The following is a 21299-nucleotide window of genomic DNA, read 5'->3' as shown; positions in this document are numbered from 1 at the left end:
GATGGGCCCCATGACCACCAGTTCAGGATCACACCGCACCGAACCCTCCACCACCGCCGCCGAACGGGAGATGCTCGACGGCTGGCTCGACTACCACCGCGCCACCCTCCTGTGGAAGTGCGAGGGACTGCAGGACGAAGAGCTGCGCAGGACCCCGCTCGCGCCTTCCGAGTTGAGCCTCCTGGGGCTCGTACGGCACATGGCGGAGGTGGAGCGGTACTGGTTCCGGGAGATCATGCTGGGCGAGGACCTGCCCGAGCTGTACGTCACGGACGAGGACCGGGACGGCGACTTCCACTTCACCGAGGCGGCCACCTGGGCCGAGGCCGAGCAGGTGTGGCGGACGGAGGTCGAACGGGCACGGCAGGCCGCCGCGGGCCGGTCGCTGGACCTGGTGTCGAAGGCCGAGAGCCACCACCGCGGCGAGGTGTTCAGCCTGCGCTGGGTCTACACCCACATGATCGAGGAGTACGCGCGCCACAACGGCCACGCGGACCTGCTGCGCGAGCAGATAGACGGCGCCACCGGCGAATGAGCCGGCGGGCGGCCCGGGGCGGCCCGCGATCCGCCGGTCACCCCGCCGCCCGTCACCCGTCACCCGTGCGGGGTGAATATGGGCTCCCGGTTTCCACAACGGGGTCCTCGCACAGCAGAGTTGCGCGGGTGCATCCCACGCGAACCACGACAAAGCTGCTGCTCGGAGTCGCCTGCGCCGTTTCGGCGGTCTCCGGCTGTGTCAATGTGAGCCCCGGACCCGTGCAGCCCGCGGCGGCCCCCGCCGCCGGGGTCCCGCCCCGGCACGAGCCGCGCGGCGGGCCCGGGGCCGCCCCCGTGGCCGTCCGGGCACCCGCCCTGGAGGCGCTGGAGGCGGTCGAGGCGGCCCCGGAGCAGCCCGCGCGCCCGGCGGCCGAGGCACCCGCCGTACGGACCGCGGAGCGCCCGGGCCAGGGCGCCCCCGGCGGGCCCGTACCGGACGCTCCGCCGGTCCCCGACATCCCGGAGCCCCGACGGGCCGCCGAGCCCGCCCAGGGGCGTCCTGACGGCCCCCGGCGCCATGCCCGGCCCGACGCCGAGGCGGAACGTGAGCTGATGCGGAAGCTGCCGGTGCGGCCGGCCGACGTCTGCGCGCTGGGCCGGCGCCACGGCCGCTGGCACCCCGACAGCCCGGAGGCCCGGATCTGCGCGGGCGTCCACGGCGGCTGAGGAGCGGCCGGACGGGAGCGGCCGGACGGTGAGCGGCCGGACACCCTTACGACTGTTCGGGGAAGGGCCGGGGACGGCCGGCGCCCGGATCCGCGGCGAGGCGGCGCTCCAGTCGGGCGATGGCCGCCCGTACGCCGTTGCCGTAGCCGTCGTCGGACAGGGCCCCGGCGGCCGCGCGGGCCCGCGCCAGGTGGACCCGGGCGGCCTCCGGCCGCTGGAGCTTCAGGTAGTCGGCGGCCAGGCTCAGGTGCAGGGACGGGTAGAACACGCGCATCGCGGGAAGCGGTTCCCGCTGCGCCCGGCGCCCGTCCCCGCTCCCGGGCCCGTCGCCCAGGGCGTCGGCGGCGGTCAGGGCCCGCAGGTCCCAGGCCAGCTCGTCGGCGGGATCGTCCTGGGCGTCGGCCATGTAATGGGCGAGGGTGCACCGGTGCAGGGAGTCCCCCTCCTCGCCGATCTCCTGCCAGATCTCGCCGAGCCGGTTGCGGGCCTCCTCCCGGTCCCCGGCGTGCAGCAGGATGACCGCCTGGCCGATCCTCGTCATGACGGCGTCCTCCGACGCCTCCTGCTGCTCGGTCACGGCGGCCTCCGGCTTGCTCTGCCGGACCTGCTCCGGTCCGGTCGTCACGAAGCTAGCCGGAGGCACCGGCTGTGGCGCCGAGGCGCGGTGGGGCGTCAGCCGAGGTCCGGGATCCGCCAGTCGATCGGCTCATGGCCCTGGGCGGCGATGGCCTCGTTGATCTGCGTGAAGGGCCGGGAGCCGAAGAACTTCTTGGCCGACAGCGGGGAGGGGTGGGCACCCTTGACGATCACGTGCCGCTCCTCGTCGATGAGCGGGATCTTCTTCTGGGCGTAGGCGCCCCACAGGACGAAGACGGCCGGGTCGGGGCGCTCGGACACCGCGCGGATCACGGCGTCGGTGAACTTCTCCCAGCCCTTGCCCTTGTGCGAGTTCGGCTCGGCCTCCCGGACGGTGAGCACCGCGTTGAGCAGCAGGACGCCCTGCTGGGCCCACGGCATCAGGTAGCCGTTGTCCGGGACGGGAAGGCCGAGCTCCTCCTTCATCTCCTTGTAGATGTTGCGCAGCGAGGGCGGGGTCTTGACCCCGGGCTGCACGGAGAAGCACAGGCCGTGGCCCTGGCCGGCGCCGTGGTAGGGGTCCTGGCCGAGGACGAGCACCTTCACCTGCTCGAAGGGCGTGGCGTCCAGAGCCGCGAACACCTGCTCGCGGGGCGGGTAGACCGGCCCGTTCGCCCGCTCCTTCTCGACGAACTCGGTGAGCTCTTTGAAGTAGGGCTGGTCCAGCTCCCCGCCGAGGACGGGGAGCCAGGACTCGGGCAGCATCTGGGTCACGGCGACAACCTCCGGTACATGTTCGTGCAACTGCTCCAGAACCTACCGGGGGCCACTGACAACGCGTCGGCCGCCCGGGAGATCTCCCGGGCGGCACCACGGCTACCAGCTGGTCTTGCGGTACAGCTCCCACATCTGCATGGCGGTCTGCGGGTCGAGGGCCCGCTCGGCGCCCGCGATGTCCTCGCGTGCGGCTACGTGCAGCTTGCCCTGCCACAGGGGCAGCAGCCGGACGTCCTCGGCGAAGATCTGCTGGGCCTTCTCGAACTCCTGGACCCCGGAGGAGCGGTCGCTGTCGCGGCGGGACTTGGGCAGCAGGTCGGTCAGGATCTCGTTCTGCTCGTACGGGGTGCCGACCGCGTTCTCCTTGCCGACGAACGGCGCGATGAAGTTGTCCGGGTCGGGGAAGTCGGGGAACCAGCCTCGGCCGAAGACCGGGTACTCCTGGCCCTTGTAGCCCTCCTGGAAGGTCTTCCAGGGCTGGCTGCGCAGGGTGATCCGGAAGAGGTCGCTCTCGTCGAGCTGCCGCTTGATCTCGGTGAACTCCTCGGCGGTGGAGGAGCCGTAGCGGTCGGTGGTGTACCAGAAGGTCAGGTCGACCGGCTGGTTGATCCCGGCCTCCTTGAGGATCTTCTTGGCCTTGCCCACGTCCGCGGCGCCGTACTTGTCGTAGAACGGCGTCTTGTGGCCGACGACGCCCTTGGGGACCATCGAGTACAGCGGCTCCGCGGTGCCCTGGTAGACCTTGGAGACGAGGGTGCCGCGGTCGATGACCTGGGCGATGGCCTGGCGGACCGCGAGCTTGCTGACCGCCGCGTCCTTCGGGTTGAAGACCAGGTAGCGGATCTCGGCGCCGACGTTCTCGACGACCTGGACGCCCAGCGCCTGCGCGGCGGGGCTCTGGAGGTCGGTGATCTGCGGGGCGGACAGGCCTCGGTAGGTGGCGTCCAGCTCCTTGGCCTTCAGGGCCGCGACCATCTTCTCGGAGTCCGCGAAGTAGCGGATCGTCACGGCCTTGTTCTGGCGGTTCGCGAAGCCGGAGTAGCCCTTGTACTCGGACAGGACGGCCTCGCCGCCCTCCTTGTACGAGTCCAGCAGGTAGGGGCCCGAGCCGGTGATCTTGCCGTCCTCCCGCACCTTGTCCGCGGGGTAGTCCTTGGGGGCGACCAGCGAGGCCGCCGGCGAGCCGAGGACGTACGGGAAGGTGGCGTCCGAGGTCTTCAGGTGGAAGACGACGGTCAGCGCGTCCGGGGTCTCGATCTTGTCGAGGCTGCCGAAGAGGTCCTTCGGGCCGACCTTGGAGCCGATCGTCCTGATCCGGTCGAGGGAGTGCTTGACGGCCTTGGAGTCGAGGGGCTCGCCGTTGGAGAACTTCAGACCCTTGCGCAGGGTGCACCGGTAGGCCTGGCTCGCGCCGTCGGTGAACTCGCAGTTCTGGGCGGCGTCCGGCTGGGGCTTGGTGGAGCCCGTGGGGAACGCCAGCAGGGTCTGGTAGACGTTCCGGTACAGCTCCCAGGAACCGTCCCACGCCGCGGCGGGGTCGAGGGTGCTCGGCGCGCTCGTGGTCCCGACGACGATCCTCTTCGCTTCGTCGCCGTCGTCATCCGACAGCAGGCCGCAACCGGCGAGCAGGGATATGGACGCAAGGGCCGCAGTGATCTGCAGGCATCTGGTCCGGTTGAACACGTGCACGCTCCTCGATCAGCCAGGGGTGCGGCAGACCCTACCGCAGTGCCCCACGAATCCAATGGGTTGGTTTCGTGAGGCACTTGACCGGTTCCGTGCCTATTCGATACACATTTACCTCCCTTTCGGAGGCAAATACGTCCGATTATCGGTCAGTGCACCCCGGCATTGAGGAACATCCCACCGTCGACGACCAGAGTTTGCCCCGTGATCCATTCCGCTTGTGCAGATGTAAGAAACGCCGCGGCCCCTCCGATGTCCTCCGGGAGCCCGAGCCGGCCGAGCGGATAGGCCGCCGCGGCCTCCTGCTCGCGGCCCTCGTAGAGCGCCTGGGCGAACTTCGTCTTGACCACCGCCGGGGCGATCGCGTTGACCCGGACCCCCGGCGCCATCTCGTGGGCGAGCTGGAGGGTGAGGTTGACCATGGCGGCCTTGCTCATCCCGTACGCGCCGATGAAGGGCGAGGCGGAGACGCCGGCGATCGACGCGATGTTCACGATCGCGCCGCCGTTCTCCTTCTGCCACGCGTGCCAGGTCCGCTGCGCGAAGCCGAGCGCCGAGATCACGTTGGTCTCGAAGACCTTCCGCGCGACCCCGAGGTCCAGGTCCGCGATCGGACCGAAGACCGGATTGGTGCCCGCGTTGTTCACCAGGAAGTCGACCCGGCCGAAGGCCTCCATCGTGCGCTCGACCGCGTGGGCCTGGTGGGCCTCGTCGTGCGCCTTCCCGGCCACCCCGATCACCCGGTCCGCGCCGAGGCGCTCCACGGCCTCCTTGAGGGCCTCCTCGTTGCGTCCGGTGATGCAGAGCCGGTCGCCCCGGGCGACCAGCGCCTCGGCGATGCCGTAGCCGATGCCCCGGCTCGCCCCGGTGATCAGCGCGACCTTGCCGCTGTCGGTACCGCTGTACGTCATGACGTACGCCCTGCCTCTCGTCGTCGTGTCAGTTGAGGGGGCCGCCGGCCACGTACATGACCTGGCCGGAGACGAAGCCGGCGGCGTCGCCGGCGAAGAAGGCGATGGCGTTGGCGATGTCGTCCGGGCGGCCGACGCGCTGGACGGGGATCTGGGTGGCCGCGGCCGCCTGGAAGTCCTCGAAGCCCATGCCGACGCGGGCGGCCGTCTGGGCGGTCATCTCGGTGACGATGAAGCCGGGGGCGACGGCGTTGGCCGTGACGCCGAACTTGCCGAGCTCGATGGCCAGGGTCTTGGTGAAGCCCTGCAGACCGGCCTTGGCGGCCGAGTAGTTGACCTGGCCGCGGTTGCCGAGCGCCGAGCTGCTGGAGAGGTTCACGATGCGGCCGAACTTGGCCTCCACCATGTACTTCTGACACGCCTTCGACATCAGGAAGGCGCCGCGCAGGTGCACGTTCATGACCGTGTCCCAGTCGGTCTCGCTCATCTTGAAGAGCAGGTTGTCGCGCAGCACACCCGCGTTGTTCACCAGGATGGTGGGGGCGCCGAGTTCGGCGGCGACGCGCTCGACGGCCGCCTCCACCTGGGCGCCGTCCGAGACGTCGCAGCCGACCGCCAGGGCCCGGCCGCCGGCCGCCGTGATGGCCTCCACGGTGTCCTTGCAGGCCGCCTCGTCGAGATCGAGTACGGCGACGGCCCGGCCCTCGGCGGCCAGGCGCACGGCGGTGGCCGCGCCGATGCCCCGGGCCGCCCCGGTCACGATCGCGACGCGCTGCTCGGTGGTGGACATGCTGTTCTCCTCGCCCTTGAGAAGCGGTCACCCGGAGGTGAGCAACCGCTTAGTAGCTTCAGCTGAGGAGACGCTAGGAGCCATGGCACCCCGTGTCAACGGCCGCCGGTTCGACACCGGCCGCGGACACCCGCTAGCGGACGAGGAGGTCCAGCAGCCGTTCCACCTCCGCCGCGGGATCGGCCGTCAGGCCGGTGTGCACCGGCCCCGGCTGCACCACCGTGCTGCGCGGGGCGATCAGCCAGCGGAACCGGCGTCCCGCGTCGTCACCCGCCGCCTGTCCCGCCGCCTCGCCGCCGCCGCACACGCCCTCGACCCCGCGCAGGGCGGCCCGTACGCCGGCCACGTCGGCCCCCGGGTCCAGCGCGAGGAGCTTCGCCTCGTCGAGGTGGGTGCGCGCGGCGACGTAGGAATGCGCCCGGCAGTAGACGATCACACCGGCGTTGAAACACTCTCCGCGTTCCATCCGGGGCACCACGCGCACCAGCGCGTACTCGAACACGTCCCGCTTGGTCACTCGTCGCCGCTCTTCTTCTTGTGGGTCTTGTGGGGCCATTCCGGCAGGTGGTCGGTGAGCCAGCCGGGAGGCCCGGCCGGCGCCTTCACCTCGGCCTCCAGCGAGATCCTCTCGTGGATCGTGGCCGCGCGCGGCAGCAACGCCTCCACGTAGGCACGGCGCAGCGCGTCCGTGGAGTCGAATCCCGGCTCGTCGACCAGCCACTCGTCCGGCACCTCGGCGGTGACCTCGATGAGCAGCTCCTCGGTGACCAGCGGCGCGAGCGCGGCGGCCGCGGCCTCGATGTCCGGGCCCACGGGGGCCAGTACGTGGTCGGAGGCGTTGTAGGGCTTGGCGGCGGCGGCCTGGGCCGTGGGCCAGTTGTGGTGCCAGATCATGGTGGCGCCGTGGTCGATGAGCCACAGGTCCCCGTGCCAGACCAGCATGTTCGGGTTGCGCCACGAGCGGTCGACGTTGTTGATCAGGGCGTCGAACCAGATCACGCGCCCCGCCTCGGCCGCATCCACCCGGTACGCGAGCGGGTCGAAACCGATGGAGCCCGGCAGGTAGTCCATGCCGAGGTTGAGGCCGCCGCTGGCCTTGAGCAGCTCCTGGACCTCCTGGTCGGGCTCGGCGAGCCCGATCACGGGGTCGAGCTGCATCTGCACCAGCGTGGGGACCCTCAGGCCCAGCCGCTGGGCGAGGCGGCCGCAGATGACCTCGGCGACCAGGGTCTTGCGGCCCTGGCCGGCTCCGGTGAACTTCATGACGTAGGTACCGAGGTCGTCGGCCTCGACGATCCCGGGAAGCGAGCCGCCCTCACGCAGGGGCGTCACATAGCGGGTCGCGATCACTTCTGTGAGCATTTTCCCAGGCTATCGGGCGAACAAGGTGCACGATCAAAGGGTTTTCCCGCTCTGGGCGGAATCCGGCGGATCCGGCCGTTCCGGCTCTCACGCCGGGGCGTCCGCCTCCGCCGAGGAGGGCTGGGCCGTCGGGATGCGCTGGGTGAAGAACAGCGCGATGAGCGCGGCGAAGGACAGGATGGCGAGGGCCGCCCGCAAGCCGTCCAGCCTCGCCTCCTCGTTCGCCCCCAGCGCGGCCTCGGCCACCTCCGGGCTGACGCCCGCTTCGGCGAGCGCGCTCTCCAGCTGGGCGTCCGACAGGAAGGGCGCGCCGCTCGCGAGCTGCACGGTCGCCTGGCTCTTGACGCTGCTCGGGACGGCCGGGTTCGCCTGGACGCTCGTCAGGAAGGAGGACGTGAGCGCCGCGATCATGATCGATCCTGCGAGTGCCGTGCCGATGGAGGAGCCGAGGTTGGTGACGGCGTTCTGGACGCCGCCGACCTCCGCGGACTGCGATTGCGGCACCGCGGAGACGGTGACCGCTCCGAGCTGGGACGCCAGCGCGCCCATCCCGAGCCCGATCAGCAGCAGGGGGACGGTGACCACCTCCGCCCCGGCGTCCGCGTCGAGCGCCGCCATGAGGATCACCGCTCCCACGAGCAGGGCCAGGGTCCCGAGCCGGACCACGCGGCGCGGCGACACGTCGGGGAGGAACCGCGGGATCAGGACGGCGGCGGCCAGCAGGGTCACCGACAGGGGCAGCAGCCGGGCTCCGGTGGCCAGTGCCGACAGTCCGAGGGCCACCGACAGGTAGAGCGGGACGACGAAGAAGATGCCCATCATCACCAGGTACTGGAAGAAGAACATGGTCAGCCCGCCGGTGAGCTGCTTGTTCTCCAGCATGGCCGGGTCGACGAGGGGTTCCCGGCCCCGCCTCACGAGACGGTGCTCCCAGCAGAGGAAGAGCCAGACCAGGAGGATCCCGAGGAGCATGAGCCAGACGGTCAGGGAGACCCCGAACCAGGCCGGCCCGCCCGTCTTCGGCCGGAACCAGCCCCACTCGTCGGAGCGGAGCACGCCGTACACGAAGATCCCGAGCCCGAGCGCCGACAGGACGACGCCGACGAGGTCGATGCGCGGACGTTCCTCGCTCACGGCGTCCGCGATGGGGCGGGCGAGCAGGAGGATGCCGGCCACCACCAGCACCTCGCCGGCGAAGACCCACCGCCAGGAGAAGTAGGTCGTGGCGATCCCGCCGATGAGGGGCCCGAGCGCGATGGCGATCGCGCCGGCCGCCGCGACGAGACCGTAGGCGGCGGGCCGGCGTTCGACGGGGAAGTTGCCGGCGACGAGCGCGACGATCGCGGGCAGGATGAGTGCCGCCCCGACTCCTTCCAGGAAGGACCAGCCGATCAGCAGCACCGTCAGATTGGGTGCGAGCGAGGTGACGAGGGAGCCGCAGCCGTAGATGACGCAGCCGATGAGGAAGGCGCGTTTGCGGCCGATCAGCACCCCGACCTTGCCGCCGGGGATCATGAGCATGGCCATCACGAGGGTGTAGGCCGTGATGGCGCCCTGGATCCCGGTGACGGTCGTACCGATGTCGTCGGCGACCGTGGCGATGGAGACGTTCATGACGGAGCTGTCGAGCGCCATCAGGAACTGGCCCGACGCGAGTGTCATCAGGACGAGTCGCGCCTTCGCCGGGTTCCCGGTCGCCGTCCCTGCCCTGGATGTCATGGGGGCATGCTTCCAGCCTGTTGCGGGAGCGGCCGGACGACCCGCCCGGGAGTCAGCCGGACGGACAATCCGGCGGACAACCTGCCGGTCAGCCGGACGGTCAGCCGGCCGGTCAGCCGGCCGGGCAGTCGGCCACCGGGTCGTCGTGGACGAGGGCGCAGACCATCTGGGCGCCGCGCCCGCGCTCGGGATGGGCGGAGAGGAGTTCGTCCTTGAAGGCGTTCCACTGGCGGGTGATCTCGGCGGTGGCCCCCGCGGTGGCGTGGCGGAAGTTGTCGCCCGTCGCGGCCCGGGCGGACGCGGGGGTGTCCTTGTTCAGGTCGCGGTTGTGGGCGACGCGGCCTTCGCAGTCGGCGGGTTTGACCCCGGCGGAGTCGAAGTCCGGGTAGCAGCCGGTCGCGAGGTCCTCGGGGACCAGGGCCCGGACCTCCCGGTTCCAGTCGGCGTCCTTCATCCCGCTGTAGCGGCGGATGTCGAAGAACGGTGCGACGCCGGTACGGCCCAGCCCCGGCGGGTTGGCGACCCCGACCGCGCCGGGGGCCGCCTCGTCGGCCCAGTTGGAGTGCGAGTAGAAGTCCTCGAGCTGGTGCCAGCCGCGGCCGAGCTGTTCGAGGACGTCGCACTTGGCCGGTCCCGGCCGCTCGTCCCAGGTGCAGGGCGCGGACAGGTCGGTCTGGTCCGCACGGACCCTGCCGTCGGCGTCGACGAGGCCGTCGGCCGCCCGTACGGCATTGCGGAAGCGCGCCACGGACGTGCCGACGCAGGCGATGAGCTCGGTGGTGGCCTCGTCCCGGGTGCGGGGGTAGTGGGGGTCGTGGCGCGGCGCCAGGTAGTCGGCGTTGTCGCAGTGCAGGGGGCCGAGGTCGAAGTACGGGCGCTTGTCGTTGGCGTTGATCGCCCCGTCCCGGGCGTCGGCCATCTGCGCGAGCGTGGCGGGCTGCCAGGGCAGGGCGCCACGGGTGATGTCCTCGTGGTTGTCGCCGGTGAACGCCTGGGCCGGGCCGCCCGGCAGGACGACGAGGGCGGCGAGAGCGGCCGCCAGGAGGGTCGCGGCGGCGCGGGCCGACGGTGCGGGGCTCGTGCTCGGTCTCTTCACGGGATGCTCCCGGCGCGGGATCGTCGGACGGGGTGCTTCCATGCTGCGCACCGCCCTCCGTCCCCGCACCTGCACCCGCACCCGCACCGGCGGCCCGCGACCAACCCGCACGCCCTCCCGGAGGTGCCCCTGCGTACCGCGCCCACCCCGTACGGTGACCGCCCCGCGCCCTCGCGCGCCCGGCGGTCGGCAGACCTAGAGTTGAGGGCGAGGCTGCGTGCCGGGACTCGGGGCGGCCGCTCCCTCGGCGCTCAGCCCCAACCCCCGCGCCCGGCGCGGCAACACCCCAGGAGGACATGCGACATGTCCACTGCATCTGAAACCCCGGTTCTGGACACCCTTGCCGCCATGACGGGCGATTCGCTCGAGCGCTGTGGGATGGACCCGGGCACGCTGCTGCTCGTCCGCATCGCGGCCCTCGCCGCGTCGGACGCTCCCCCGATCTCCTACGCCGCGCACATCGACCCCGCCCTCAAGGCCGGTCTGACGGCGGAGCAGTTGCAGGACGTACTGGTCGCCATCGCCCCCATCGTCGGCACCGCCCGCGTGATGACGGCGGCGGGCAACATCACCCGGGCGCTCGGCGTGGCCATAGCCGTCGCCGAGGCGGAGGCCGAGGCCCGGATGGACGCCATGGGCTGAGGCGGAGCGAACGCCCGCAGGTCACCCCGGGGCCCGCCCGGCCGCTGTTCCCGGGGTGCGGGCGGCGTGCGTACGAACCGCGGACCGTCAGCCGGTCAGCGGCACGGGCAGCCGGTAGACAGGCAAGCAGGCAGACCAGTCGGTCCGGCCGGCAGTCAGGAGGGCTCCATGTCCCGGAGTGCGATCACCGCGATGCGCGCGGTGCCCGATGCCACGCCCGAGGAGCGCATGGCGATGGGCAGGGAGGCCCGACGCCGCTGCCCCAGGTCGGGGCACGCCGTGTACCAGCCGTCTCCCGACCGGCCGGACCCCTTGGCGATCCTGGAGGCGCAGTCCGCGACGCGGGTGTCCGAGCTGGTCCCGATCCGCTACGCCCGGATGACGGAGTCCCCGTTCCGCTTCTACCGTGGTGCCGCCGCGATCATGGCGTCCGACCTGGCCGGCAGCCCGGACTCGGGCATCTCGGTACAGCTCTGCGGTGACGCGCACCTGCTGAACTTCCGCCTGCTGGCCTCGCCGGAGCGGCGGCTGATGTTCGACATCAACGACTTCGACGAGACGCTGCCCGGCCCCTGGGAGTGGGACGTCAAGCGGCTGTCCGCGAGTCTCGTCATCGCCGCCCGGGCGAACGGCTTCGACGAGGGCGAGCGCGCCCGCATCGTGAACTCCGCGGTGCGCTCGTACCGCGAAGCGATGTCCGGCTTCGCCGGGATGGGCAATCTCGACGTCTGGTACGCGAAGATCGACGCGGAGGGCCTGAAGGCCCTCGTCACCGAACAGCTCGACAAGCGCGGCCGCAAGAAGCTGGCCACGGCGATGGCGAAGGCCCGGTCCCGTGACAGCCTGCAGGTCTTCGACAAGCTCACCGAGGTGGTCGACGGCCGGCCGAGGATCGCGGCGGACCCCCCGCTCCTGGTCCCGCTCGCCGACCTGCTGCCGGATTCCGAGCGCGACGAGCTCGTGGACCGGCTGGGCGCACTGGTCGGCCACTACGGACACACACTGGAGAGCAACCGGCGGGCGCTGCTGGAGGACTACCGCCTGGTGGACGTCGCCCGCAAGGTGGTCGGCGTCGGCAGTGTCGGCACCCGGTGCTGGATCCTGCTCCTGCTCGGCAGGGACGGCCGCGACCCGCTCTTCCTCCAGGCCAAGGAGGCCGACACCTCCGTGCTCGCCGACCACGTCGGCGCCAGCCTCTACGGGAACCAGGGTGAACGCGTGGTCTCGGGACAGCGGTTGATGCAGGCGGCGAGCGACATCTTCCTCGGCTGGGAGCGGGTGGACGGCATCGACGGCAGGAAGCGGGACTTTTACATCCGGCAGCTGCGCGACTGGAAGGGCATCGCGATGCCGGAGACGATGCCGCCCGCGCAGCTGGAGACCTTCGGCAACGCCTGCGGGATGACCCTGGCCCGCGCGCACGCGCGGTCAGGCGACCGGGTGGCGATCGCCGCGTACCTCGGCCGGGGCGACGTCTTCGACCGGGCCCTCGCCGAGTTCGCCGAGGCGTACGCCGACCAGAACGAGCGCGATCACCAGGCCCTGGTCGACGCGGTGCGGGCGGGCCGGCTGCCCGCCGAAGAACTTCCGGCGGCCTGACCGCGGCGGCCCGGACGCGGCCGGACGGCGCCCCCTCCCCCCGCGGCGCCGTCCGGCGGGGCAGGTCGGATCAGAACGCGAAGACCGCGTTGCCGTTCAGGGTCGCGCCCATGGTGCAGGAGTTGGAGAAGGTGTGGTCCCAGGCCACGCGGCGGCCCTCCCACACGCCGACCGCGGACACGGTGACGGGCGCGTAGTGCATCGGGCACGCCCGGTCCGGGTCGGGCGTGGACAGCAGCCGGTCGAAGGTGCCGCCGGTGGACTTGAGGGCCGCGCAGGCGGCCTTGGGGTCGGGGTGCGTCCCCTGGGCACCGGGCGCGCAGCTGACCGTGGTGGCGCGCAGGACGGTGGGCGCGGTCACGTCGTCGCCCTGGGCGACGCTGAAGACCATGGCCGAGGGGGCGTACAGGCTTTCGGGCTGGGCCTGCGCGATGCCGGTGGCACCGGCCAGACAGAGGAGTGCGGCGGCGGAGACGGCGGCTGAGCGACGGTGACGCACGGGAAGACTCACTTTCGATTCAATGGTTGAACGCGACCATTACTTTCGGTATCGCGTTCCGTTGCACCAAAGCCTCGCGGAGTCCAAGGGGCATTGCACATCGACGACCGATTTACGGACACCCTGTTCGCATAACGGAGATCGAATGGTCATTCGAGCAGCTCAGACAGGGTGCGATGGTTCCGTCACTCCGCGCGACCATCGAAGGTCCCGGACGGTGACGTGCGACGTTGCGGACGCCGCACCGCTCGCGGGCGCCCCGGGTTCACCGGACGGCTACCCAGCTTGTCCGGAAGTGCACGCTCCGCGCCGGCCCCGACGGCGCTCAGCCCGTGGGGGCCCACTGGTCGAGCAGCGCCTCGGCCGTGGTGATGGCCGCCACCAGCGCGAGCGAGTTGCGGATCACCTCGGCGGTGCAGGAGGCGGGCACTCCGGCGATGGCGTCGGCCGGGACCACGACCTGGTATCCGAGGTTCACGGCGTCGAAGACGGTGTTCGGGATGGCGATGTTGGAGGAGACCCCGGTGACGACGAGGGTGCGGATCCCGAGATTGCGCAGGAGCGCGTCCAGGTCGGTGCCGGCCATGGGCGAGAGTCCGTGCAGCCGGCGTACGACGAGGTCCCGCTCGGCCACCGTGATGGGCGCGGCCACCTCCACCGCGCGGCTCCCGGTCAGCTGCCGCACCGGCAGCTTTCCGGCGGCCCGGAAGAGCCGTGCGTTGGTGTTGGCCCCGAGCCCGTCCGGCCGCCGCTCGGCGACCGCGTGCAGCACCTGTACGCCGGCCCCGCGCGCGGCGTCGACCAGCGCGGCCACCCGCCCCAGCATCCCGGAGTCCCGCGCCTCCTTGGCGAGTTCGGGCAGCGCACCCTCCTCGCCCACGACGCCGTTCTGGCACTCGACGGTGAGCAGCGCGGTCGTGGCGGGATCGAGATCCGGCATGACTCCCCCTGGCGTGGCGTCGGAAGAGCCCTCATGATTCCTGACACACAGTCAGATGTGAAGGGGCGCGGGACCGATGGACGAGACTCAGCGGCGGGGCCGCCGCATCATGATGAGCGGGGCGGAAGTGGACGCGTTCCTGCGGGAGCAGCGGACCTGCCGGGTGGCGACGGTGTCGCCCGACGGGCGCCCGCACGTGGGCGCCCTGTGGTTCGCGTGGGACGGCAGCTCGCTGTGGCTGTACTCGATCACCCGCAGTCGGCGCTGGGCGGACCTGCGCAAGGACCCGCGGATCTCGGTGGTCGTGGACGCCGGCGAGTCGTACGACGAGCTGCGCGGCGTGGAACTGTCCGGCAGCGCGGTCTTCGTGGGCGAGGCCCCGCGCACGGGCGAGCCCTGCCCCGAACTGGCCGAGGCGGAGCGGATCTTCCCGGTCAAGAACTTCGGGATCGAGGAGATGCCGCACGACGGCCGGCACGCGTGGATCCGCCTCACCCCGGACACGGTCGTCTCCTGGGACTTCCGCAAGATCTGACGCCCGGCGGGACCGAGGGCACCTACGCGTGCTGGAGCTCGGCGGAGGTCGTCCGGAGGGCGTAGACCGCGGCCCGGATGGAGGGCCGGCGATCGGCGTCCGCGCGCCAGACGGCGTACACGTGGCGGCGTACGGCGTCGCAGACGGGCAGCAGCCGCACCCCCGGCGGCACCGGGCCGCGGCCCAGCTTCGGCGCGACGCACACCCCGAGCCCGGCCTCGACGAAGGCGAGCTGGGTGTGGTGCTCCTCGGCGATGTGCGCGATGCGCGGCTCGATCCCCGTACCGCGCAGGGTGAAGACCAGCCACTCGTGGCAGAACTGGCCCTCGTTCCAGGAGATCCATTCGTCGTCCGCGAACTCGGCGAGGGAGATCGCGGCCCGGTCCGCCAGCCGGTGGCCGGCCGGGACCGCGATGTCGACGGAGTCGTCCAGCAGGTGCGTCCGGGTGAGCTCCGCGGGCACCGGCATCCGCTTGTTGTGCCAGTCGATCGCGAGCGCCATGTCGAGGTCGCCGCGCACGACGGCCGCCATGCTCTCCTCGGGTTCCTGCTCGCGCACCCGGACCCGCAGGTCCGGGTGGCCGGTGCGCAGCGCGGTCAGGGCCTGGGGCAGCAGGCCGCGCATGGCGGTCGGGAAGGCGCCGATGCGCAGCTCACCGACGGCGCACCCGCGCTGGGCCTCGACGTCGGCCTGGGCCTGCTCCACCTGGGAGATGATCCGGGCCGCGTGGTCGGCGAGCAGCCGTCCGGCGTCGGTGAGGCGGACCCCGCGGCCGTTCTTCGCCAGCAGCGGCTGGCCGACCTCGCGCTCCAGCTTGGCCATCTGCTGGGACACGGCGGAGGTGGTGACGTGGAGCCCGTCGGCCGCGCCGCTGACCGAGCCGTGGCGGGCGAGGGCGTCGAGGGTGCGCAGGCGCTCCAGGTTCAACATGTAAGCGATGCTACGCCGTCACCACGAGAAACTTTCGCTTGTCCTACGAAGTTGATACGAGCACAGTAAAGGTCATGAGCGCACCCGCAGCCCCTCGGCCGACCCTTCCGACCCCCTCCACCGGCTCCGCCGCCGCGGCCGCGGCGGCGCCCGGCTCGGCCGCGGTCACCCGTCGGCGCGGCGTCCTCGACTGGCGCGTGCGGTTCGCGATCCTCTCGGTGGTCTGGGGCTTCAGCTTCCTGCTGATCAAGGTCGGCACCGAGGCGTACGCGCCCTTCCAGGTGGCCCTGGGCCGGGTCCTGTTCGGGGCGCTCGCCCTCATGGCCGTGCTACTGGTGCGCCGCGAGCCGCTCCCCCGGGGTCTGCGCACCTGGGGCCACCTCACCGTGGCGGCGCTCCTGCTCAACACCGCGCCCTTCTCGCTCTTCGCGTACGCGGAGCTGAGCATCCCCTCCAGCCTGGCCGGCATCTGCAACGCCACGTCCCCGCTGTGGGGCATGGCGCTGTCGCTGGTCGCCCTCTCCGAGGACCGCCCGACGCGCCGCCGCTTCGCCGGCCTGGGCCTGGGGTTCCTCGGCGTGCTGACCGTGCTCGGCGCCTGGCAGGGCTTCTCCGGCGTCGACGCCAAGGGCACCGCGTTCGCCCTGCTGGCCTCGCTCTGCTACCCCATCGGCTGGATCTACGTCCGCCGCACGCTGGCCGGCACCCCCGGCTCCCCGGTGGCCCTGACCGGCGGGCAGCTCACGGTCTCCACGCTCCAGCTCGCGCTGGTAAGCGCCCTGTTCACCTCGGCCCCGACCTCGTTCCCGCTCTGGCCCACCGTGTCGGTGATCGCGCTGGGCGCCCTCGGCACCGGCATGGCCCTGCAGATGCAGTACGGCCTGGTGACGGAGGTCGGCCCGACCACCGCCCAGATGGTCACCTACTTCATCCCCGTCATCGCCACGACGGCCGGCGTGCTGGTCCTCGGCGAGCAGTTGCACTGGAACACCCCGGTCGGGGCCGCGATCGTCCTGGCGGGCGCCGCCCTCACCCAGACCCGAACCGCCCCCCGCAAGCCGGCCTGACCGGCGCCTGCGGGGCCGCGTCCACAGCCTCCAGCCCGCTCCGGTGGTCCTGTCGGCAGGACCACCGGAGCGGGCGGGCAGGGCCGGCTCTCAGGGGCTCGCCCTCCCGCCGACGGGACCCGCGGTCAGTCGTTGCGCCCGCCCGGCAGGCCGGGCCGGACCGCCGCGGCCACGGCGTCGGCCAGCGCCGGCACCTCCGCCACCGCCAGCTGGGACACCGTCAGCCGCACCCCCGGTCCCGCCTCGACACGGAAGATGGCCCCGGGTGCCACCCCCCACCCCGCGGCGAGCAGCCTCGTGACCACCACCGTCTCGTCGGCCACCGGCACCCACACGTTCAACCCGGTCCGCCCGTGCGCCCGCACCCCCCGCTCCCGCAGGGCCTCGACCAGGGCGTCCCGCCGCTCCCCATAGGCCCGCGCGACCGCCGTCCGGTCGACGGCGTGCGAGGTCCACAGCTCGACCACCGCGTGTTGCAGCAGCCGGCTCACCCACCCCGGGCCCAGCCGTTGGCGTCCCCGCACCCGGTCCAGGGTCACCTCGTCGCCGGTCAGCACGGCGAGCCGCAGGTCGGGCCCGTACGCCTTGGCCGTGGACCGGATCATCACCCAGTGCCGGGTCACCCCGCCCAGCGGATGGACCGGCAGGTCGACGATCCCGTGCCCGTGGTCGTCCTCGATCAGCAGCACGCCGGGATGGCGCGCCAGCAGCTCCCGCAGCTCCCCCGCCCGCTGCGCGCCCACCGCCGCGCCGGTCGGGTTCTGCGCCCGGGAGGTCACCACCAGTGCCCGCGCCCCTGCGTCGAGGGCCCGGGCCACCGCGTCGGCCTGTGGCCCGTCGTCGTCCACCGCCACCGGCAGCACCCGCAGCCCGAGGGCGGGGACCAGGTCGAGCGAGCCGCCCCAGCCCGGATCCTCGACCGCCACCGCGTCGCCGGGCCTCAGGTGGGCGGCCAGGACCCGTTCGATGGCGTCCAGTGCACCCGAGGTCACCGCGACCGGCCCGGGCGGCACCCCGTCCGCGTCGAAGTCGGCGCGGGCGATCCGCGCCAGGTCGGGCGCGACCGGGTCCGCGCCGTAGAGGGTGGGCGAACGCCCGTGGCGGAGGGCGGCGGCCGCCAGCGCCCCGTCCAGCGCGGGGAGCAGCGACACGTCCGGATTGCCCTCCGCGATGTCGCGCACGCCCGCCGGCACCACCATCCGCAGCGCGTCCCGCGGGGTGCTCGCCGGGCGGGAGCGCACGCGGCTCCCGCGCCGCCCGTCCGTTTCGATGACCCCGCGCTCGCGCAGTGTCCTGTAGGCGGCCGCCACGGTGTTGGGATTGACGCCCAGCACGCCCGCCAGCTCCCGCATCGGCGGCAGCAGCGATCCGGGCGGCAGTTCGCCCGACGCGACGCCCGCCTCGACGCTGGCCGCGATTTCAGATGTGCGACGCCCTGCGATCCGATACTCTCCTAGCACAAACCACATTATGCACTAGTGCAATGGAGTTCGCACCATGACCGCCACGCCTGCCACGGAGACGACGGACAGTACCGGGACGACCGGTGCGTACGATCCCACCGACCGCACGGTCCCCACCCGCTCCCGCGACCGGGCGCGCTACGACCGCGAGACGGTGCACTCGATACTCGACGAGGCCTACATCTGCCACCTCGGCTACGTCCGCGACGGCGCGCCGGTTGTCCTGCCGACGCTGTTCGCCCGGGTCGGGGAAGCGCTCTACATGCACGGTTCCACCGGATCCCGCCCGCTGCTCGCGGCCGGCCGCACCGACCCGGGCCTGCCCGTCTGCGTCACCGTCACCCACGTGGACGGCCTGGTGCTGGCCCGCTCGGCCTTCCACCACTCGCTCAATTACCGCTCGGTGGTCGTCCACGGCACCGCCCACCAGGTGACCGACGAGGAGGAGTGCCGGACGGCCCTGGACGCCATGATCGACGCCGTCGCCCCGGGCCGTTCCGGCGACGTGCGGCCGGCCAACGCCAAGGAGCTCGCCGCCACCGCGGTGATCCGGGTGGACCTGGACGAGGTGTCCGCGAAGCTCCGTACGGGACCGTCGAACGACGACGCCGAGGACCTGGGCCTGCCGCACTGGGCGGGCGTGGTCCCGGTCGGCACGACGTACGGGACCCCCGTGCCCGCCGCCGACCTGGACCCCGGCATCGCCCTGCCGGACTACCTCGCCGCGCTCTGAGGAGCCGGCCGTACGGCGGCGGATCCGGCCGGCTCGGCGGGCCCAGCGGGTCCGCCCGCTGGACGGCGGGACTCCGCGGCGATCAGCGCACCGACCGCCGTCAGCAGCAGTACGGTGCCCAGCACCACGGCGCCGGTCAGCCGCTCCCCGAGGACGAGGACGGCGATCGCCGCCGCGCTCACCGGCTCGATCAGCATGATCACCGAGACGGTCGCGGCGCGCACGGCCGCGGCGCCCGTGAAGTAGAGCGCGTACGCCAGCGCCGTCGGCACGGTGGCGACGTACAGCAGCAGCCAGAGCACCCGGCCCAGGTCCGCGGTGTGCGGCAGCAGCCCCTCCGCCGCGGCGAGCGGCAGCAGGCACACCGCGCCCACCGCCACGGACCAGGCGGTGGTCACCAGCGGATCGCCGGCCGCCCCGCGCTGCCCGAGCCGGCGGGCCCGCAGGGTCATCCCGGCGTACCCGGCCGCCGACAGCAGCGCCCAGCCGACGCCGAGCGGGCGCACCTCGGCGCCACCGCTGCCCAGGACCAGGACGGCGAGTCCGGCGAGCGCCCCCGCGACGGCGAGCGCACCGCCGCGGCCGAGTCGTTCCCCCATCCAGGAGCGCGCGCCGAGCGCGATGAGCACGGGCCCGGCGCCGAGGGTGACCACGGTGCCGACGGCCAGCCCGGTCTCGCGGACCGCGGCGAAGTAGGCGGCCTGGAAGAGGGTGAACAGCAGCCCGGTGACGATCAGCGAGCCCGCCGAGGGCGAACCCGGCGAGGCCACACCCGCAGCAGGCCTGGCCCGCCCCCGCCCGGAGTGGGCCCGCCGTACGGCGAGCACCCCGAGCAGCACGACGAGCCCGCCCGCGCACCGCCAGAACGACAGGGCGAGCGGGCCGAGGTCACTGGCCAGGAAGAGGAGGGAGGCGGCCGCCCCGGCGGTGCCCCAGGCGGCTCCGGCGACGACGAGGTACAGCAGACTGCGCCCGGCAGCGGGCGAGTGGTTCGACACGTGTGTTCTCCGCGCGTGCGTGAAGGATGAGTGGATCGGGTCATCGCTTCGCGGGCAGCACCGACCCGCCCGGGTACTCCCCGGGCCGGGTCGTCGTCGTGGGGGCGCCGCCCGCTAGGACGCGGGAGGCGGAAGCACGGTCGAATGCATGCCCGCCACCCTACAGCGGGGCTTTCGCGGGTTCGCGGTCCGCCGGGACCGGTTCGGCCGCGGGCTGCGGGGTCGGCCGGGAGGACTGTGCGATGAAGGCACCGCCCAGCACCAGGGCTCCGCCGACGATCTGCCAGGTCGAGAGGTACTCGCCGAGCAGGATCCAGGCCAGCACGGTGGCGACGACGGCCTCCAGGAAGGCCACCACGCCCGCGACCTGGGGCGAGAGCCTGCGCACCGAGACCACGCCGGTCACATAGGCGAAGACGGTCGCGACGAGCACGACCCAGCCGAGCAGCACTGGCGCGGGCACCATCGTGCCGCCGACGGAGGCGTCCCCTCCCAGTACCTGCCAGTCGATCTCCCACGGCCGGGCGATCACCGTCATCACCAGCGCGCCGATGAGCATCCCGTAGGCGATCACCCCGAGCGGGTCGGGGGCGTCCTCGCCGTCGGCGCCCTGGTCGGCGAAGACGAAGTAGAAGGCCTGGCAGCAGGCCGCGGCGAGACCGAAGAGCACACCGAGCAGGTCCAGGCTCAGCCCGGCCCAGATCTCGACCACGCAGGCCAGGCCGACGACGGCCACGGCCGCACCGGCGGCGGCCCCGCGCGTCACGGGCTTGCGCTGCACGAAACGGATGTAGCCGAGCAGCAGCGCGGGGCCCAGGTACTCCAGCAGCAGGGCCACGCCGACCGGGATCCGGGACAGGGAGGCGAAGTAGAAGGCCTGCACGCCCGCGACGGCGACCAGGCCGAAGCCGGCGAGCAGCGCGGGCCTGCGCAGGAGGAGGTCGCGGTGGCGCCAGGCCAGCGGGGACAGCACGAGTGCCGCGCCGGCCACCCTGAGCCAGACCATGTGGAGGGGGTCGAGACCCGCCTCGATCAGCGGCTTCGCAGCCACTCCGGAACCACCGAACGCGAACGCCGAGACGAGGGCGAGGCCCAGTCCGGCGTTTTTCCCTGACGCTTGCATCCGGCCATCATGACAGGGCCGGTCAGGAGCGTCACTGCGGTGACACCTGTTGAGACAGACCTGAGATCACGCCCGCCCGCCCCCACCGGATCTGACAGGTCGTCAGTATTGAATGTTTCCGCCGCCGGGGCTACCTTCCGCGCACGTACCCGACGAGAAGGGGTGGTCGCATGGCTGAAGTCACCGCGGAATCACGCATCGAGGCGTCCGCCGCGCAGCTCTGGTCCCAGCTGACGGACTGGGACGCGTACGGGCAGTGGAGCATGACCCACACGAACTTCCCGCAGGGCGGTCCGCAGACCCTGGCGGTCGGATCGACCTTCGCCGAGAACATGAAGATGATGGGATTCCCGGCCGAGGTCGTCTGGACCGTCTCGGAGCTGGAGGACGAACGCCTCTTCGCCATCACCGGCAAGGGCCCGATGGGTGTCGCCGTCCTCACCCGCTACACCCTGACGCCGGACGGCGGGGCCACCACCGTCCGCATCGACGGCGAGTTCACCGGGGCCGCCGTCTCGCTGATGGCGGGCAAGCTGAAGGACTCGGCCACCGCCGCCCTGAACGAGTCGCTGCGCAAGCTCGCCGGCCTGGTCGCCTGACCCGGCCCGCAGCCACCGGCGCACGGAGGGCGGCGCGCCCCGCGACGAGA

23 protein-coding genes are annotated in these 21299 nt (G+C 72.5%); 8 read left to right on the top strand and 15 right to left on the bottom strand.

What is annotated here, in order from left to right; all coding sequences use genetic code 11:
• The first annotated feature begins 10 nt into the window (after positions 1-10).
• Positions 11-535 carry a DinB family protein gene (locus OHA91_RS31335; RefSeq protein ID WP_031149925.1) on the top strand — a complete coding sequence of 175 codons (525 nt, stop codon included), beginning with the start codon at positions 11-13 and terminating at the stop codon, positions 533-535.
• 128 nt (positions 536-663) lie between these two features.
• Positions 664-1203 (top strand): hypothetical protein, encoded by a 540-nt coding sequence (locus OHA91_RS31330; protein WP_063835535.1) that lies wholly within the window; start codon positions 664-666, stop codon positions 1201-1203.
• 46 nt (positions 1204-1249) lie between these two features.
• Here OHA91_RS31330 and OHA91_RS31325 read toward each other — a convergent pair whose 3' ends face one another.
• The 9 genes from OHA91_RS31325 to OHA91_RS31285 all read right to left on the bottom strand — a co-directional run bounded on the left by OHA91_RS31325 (position 1250) and on the right by OHA91_RS31285 (position 10120).
• Positions 1250-1780: a hypothetical protein gene (locus OHA91_RS31325; RefSeq protein ID WP_051893105.1), complete on the bottom strand. Its 531-nt coding sequence runs from the start codon at positions 1778-1780 to the stop codon at positions 1250-1252.
• Between the two features lie 95 nt (positions 1781-1875).
• Entirely contained in the window at positions 1876-2544 is a 669-nt protein-coding gene (locus OHA91_RS31320) for a uracil-DNA glycosylase (protein WP_031149919.1), read from the bottom strand.
• A 111-nt stretch (positions 2545-2655) separates the two neighbouring features.
• Positions 2656-4239 carry an ABC transporter substrate-binding protein gene (locus tag OHA91_RS31315; protein ID WP_031149918.1) on the bottom strand — a complete coding sequence of 528 codons (1584 nt, stop codon included), beginning with the start codon at positions 4237-4239 and terminating at the stop codon, positions 2656-2658.
• Positions 4240-4391: 152 nt separating this feature from the next.
• Positions 4392-5153, bottom strand: coding sequence for an SDR family oxidoreductase (locus OHA91_RS31310; RefSeq protein WP_031149915.1), 762 nt, complete (start codon positions 5151-5153; stop codon positions 4392-4394).
• Between the two features lie 28 nt (positions 5154-5181).
• Entirely contained in the window at positions 5182-5943 is a 762-nt protein-coding gene (gene fabG, locus OHA91_RS31305) for a 3-oxoacyl-ACP reductase FabG (RefSeq protein ID WP_031149912.1), read from the bottom strand.
• A 133-nt stretch (positions 5944-6076) separates the two neighbouring features.
• Positions 6077-6460, bottom strand: a complete 384-nt coding sequence (locus tag OHA91_RS31300; RefSeq protein ID WP_030960016.1) for a DUF3037 domain-containing protein — start codon at positions 6458-6460, stop codon at positions 6077-6079.
• Positions 6457-7305: a HipA family kinase gene (locus OHA91_RS31295; RefSeq protein WP_031149909.1), complete on the bottom strand. Its 849-nt coding sequence runs from the start codon at positions 7303-7305 to the stop codon at positions 6457-6459. Before OHA91_RS31295 ends, OHA91_RS31300 begins: the two co-directional genes overlap by 4 nt.
• Positions 7306-7392: 87 nt before the next feature.
• Positions 7393-9024: an MFS transporter gene (locus tag OHA91_RS31290; protein ID WP_266503257.1), complete on the bottom strand. Its 1632-nt coding sequence runs from the start codon at positions 9022-9024 to the stop codon at positions 7393-7395.
• Positions 9025-9136: 112 nt separating this feature from the next.
• Complete coding sequence (locus OHA91_RS31285; protein ID WP_328740452.1) at positions 9137-10120, bottom strand: hypothetical protein; 984 nt, start codon at positions 10118-10120, stop codon at positions 9137-9139.
• Positions 10121-10423: 303 nt separating this feature from the next.
• Between OHA91_RS31285 and OHA91_RS31280 the strand changes: the two genes are divergently transcribed.
• Both OHA91_RS31280 and OHA91_RS31275 read left to right on the top strand, forming a co-directional pair.
• Entirely contained in the window at positions 10424-10762 is a 339-nt protein-coding gene (locus OHA91_RS31280) for a carboxymuconolactone decarboxylase family protein (RefSeq protein WP_031149903.1), read from the top strand.
• A gap of 168 nt (positions 10763-10930) precedes the next feature.
• Positions 10931-12361, top strand: a complete 1431-nt coding sequence (locus tag OHA91_RS31275; protein WP_031149901.1) for a DUF2252 domain-containing protein — start codon at positions 10931-10933, stop codon at positions 12359-12361.
• Positions 12362-12431: 70 nt separating this feature from the next.
• Here the strand turns inward: OHA91_RS31275 and OHA91_RS31270 are convergent, their stop codons facing one another.
• Together OHA91_RS31270 and OHA91_RS31265 are read right to left on the bottom strand one after the other, a co-directional pair.
• Positions 12432-12860 carry a subtilase-type protease inhibitor gene (locus tag OHA91_RS31270; RefSeq protein ID WP_031149899.1) on the bottom strand — a complete coding sequence of 143 codons (429 nt, stop codon included), beginning with the start codon at positions 12858-12860 and terminating at the stop codon, positions 12432-12434.
• A 325-nt stretch (positions 12861-13185) separates the two neighbouring features.
• Entirely contained in the window at positions 13186-13800 is a 615-nt protein-coding gene (locus OHA91_RS31265) for a cysteine hydrolase (RefSeq protein WP_051893095.1), read from the bottom strand.
• A gap of 76 nt (positions 13801-13876) precedes the next feature.
• Here OHA91_RS31265 and OHA91_RS31260 point away from each other — a divergent pair, with 76 nt between their 5' ends.
• Positions 13877-14335 carry a pyridoxamine 5'-phosphate oxidase family protein gene (locus OHA91_RS31260; protein WP_031149895.1) on the top strand — a complete coding sequence of 153 codons (459 nt, stop codon included), beginning with the start codon at positions 13877-13879 and terminating at the stop codon, positions 14333-14335.
• A 22-nt stretch (positions 14336-14357) separates the two neighbouring features.
• Here OHA91_RS31260 and OHA91_RS31255 read toward each other — a convergent pair whose 3' ends face one another.
• Entirely contained in the window at positions 14358-15266 is a 909-nt protein-coding gene (locus tag OHA91_RS31255; RefSeq protein ID WP_328740451.1) for a LysR family transcriptional regulator, read from the bottom strand.
• Positions 15267-15340: 74 nt separating this feature from the next.
• Here OHA91_RS31255 and OHA91_RS31250 point away from each other — a divergent pair, with 74 nt between their 5' ends.
• On the top strand, positions 15341-16333 hold the full coding sequence (locus OHA91_RS31250) for a DMT family transporter (protein WP_328740450.1): 993 nt from the start codon (positions 15341-15343) through the stop codon (positions 16331-16333).
• Positions 16334-16458: 125 nt separating this feature from the next.
• Here OHA91_RS31250 and OHA91_RS31245 read toward each other — a convergent pair whose 3' ends face one another.
• On the bottom strand, positions 16459-17793 hold the full coding sequence (locus tag OHA91_RS31245) for an aminotransferase class I/II-fold pyridoxal phosphate-dependent enzyme (protein WP_209441492.1): 1335 nt from the start codon (positions 17791-17793) through the stop codon (positions 16459-16461).
• 37 nt (positions 17794-17830) lie between these two features.
• Here OHA91_RS31245 and OHA91_RS31240 point away from each other — a divergent pair, with 37 nt between their 5' ends.
• Positions 17831-18529 (top strand): pyridoxamine 5'-phosphate oxidase family protein, encoded by a 699-nt coding sequence (locus OHA91_RS31240; RefSeq protein ID WP_328740449.1) that lies wholly within the window; start codon positions 17831-17833, stop codon positions 18527-18529.
• Here OHA91_RS31240 and OHA91_RS31235 read toward each other — a convergent pair.
• Both OHA91_RS31235 and OHA91_RS31230 read right to left on the bottom strand, forming a co-directional pair.
• Positions 18511-19527: a DMT family transporter gene (locus OHA91_RS31235; RefSeq protein ID WP_037632195.1), complete on the bottom strand. Its 1017-nt coding sequence runs from the start codon at positions 19525-19527 to the stop codon at positions 18511-18513. The two genes, OHA91_RS31240 and OHA91_RS31235, sit on opposite strands and share 19 nt — an antisense overlap.
• A 160-nt stretch (positions 19528-19687) precedes the next feature.
• Positions 19688-20650, bottom strand: coding sequence for an EamA family transporter (locus tag OHA91_RS31230; RefSeq protein WP_328740448.1), 963 nt, complete (start codon positions 20648-20650; stop codon positions 19688-19690).
• A 170-nt stretch (positions 20651-20820) separates the two neighbouring features.
• Here OHA91_RS31230 and OHA91_RS31225 point away from each other — a divergent pair, with 170 nt between their 5' ends.
• Positions 20821-21249, top strand: a complete 429-nt coding sequence (locus tag OHA91_RS31225) for a type II toxin-antitoxin system Rv0910 family toxin (RefSeq protein WP_031149881.1) — start codon at positions 20821-20823, stop codon at positions 21247-21249.
• Positions 21250-21299: the final 50 nt, after the last annotated feature.

This window comes from Streptomyces erythrochromogenes (assembly GCF_036170895.1).
Lineage (GTDB): Bacteria > Actinomycetota > Actinomycetes > Streptomycetales > Streptomycetaceae > Streptomyces > Streptomyces erythrochromogenes.
The sequence above is the reverse complement of the archived record's forward strand: the minus strand, read 5'-3'. Positions and strand labels throughout refer to the sequence as shown.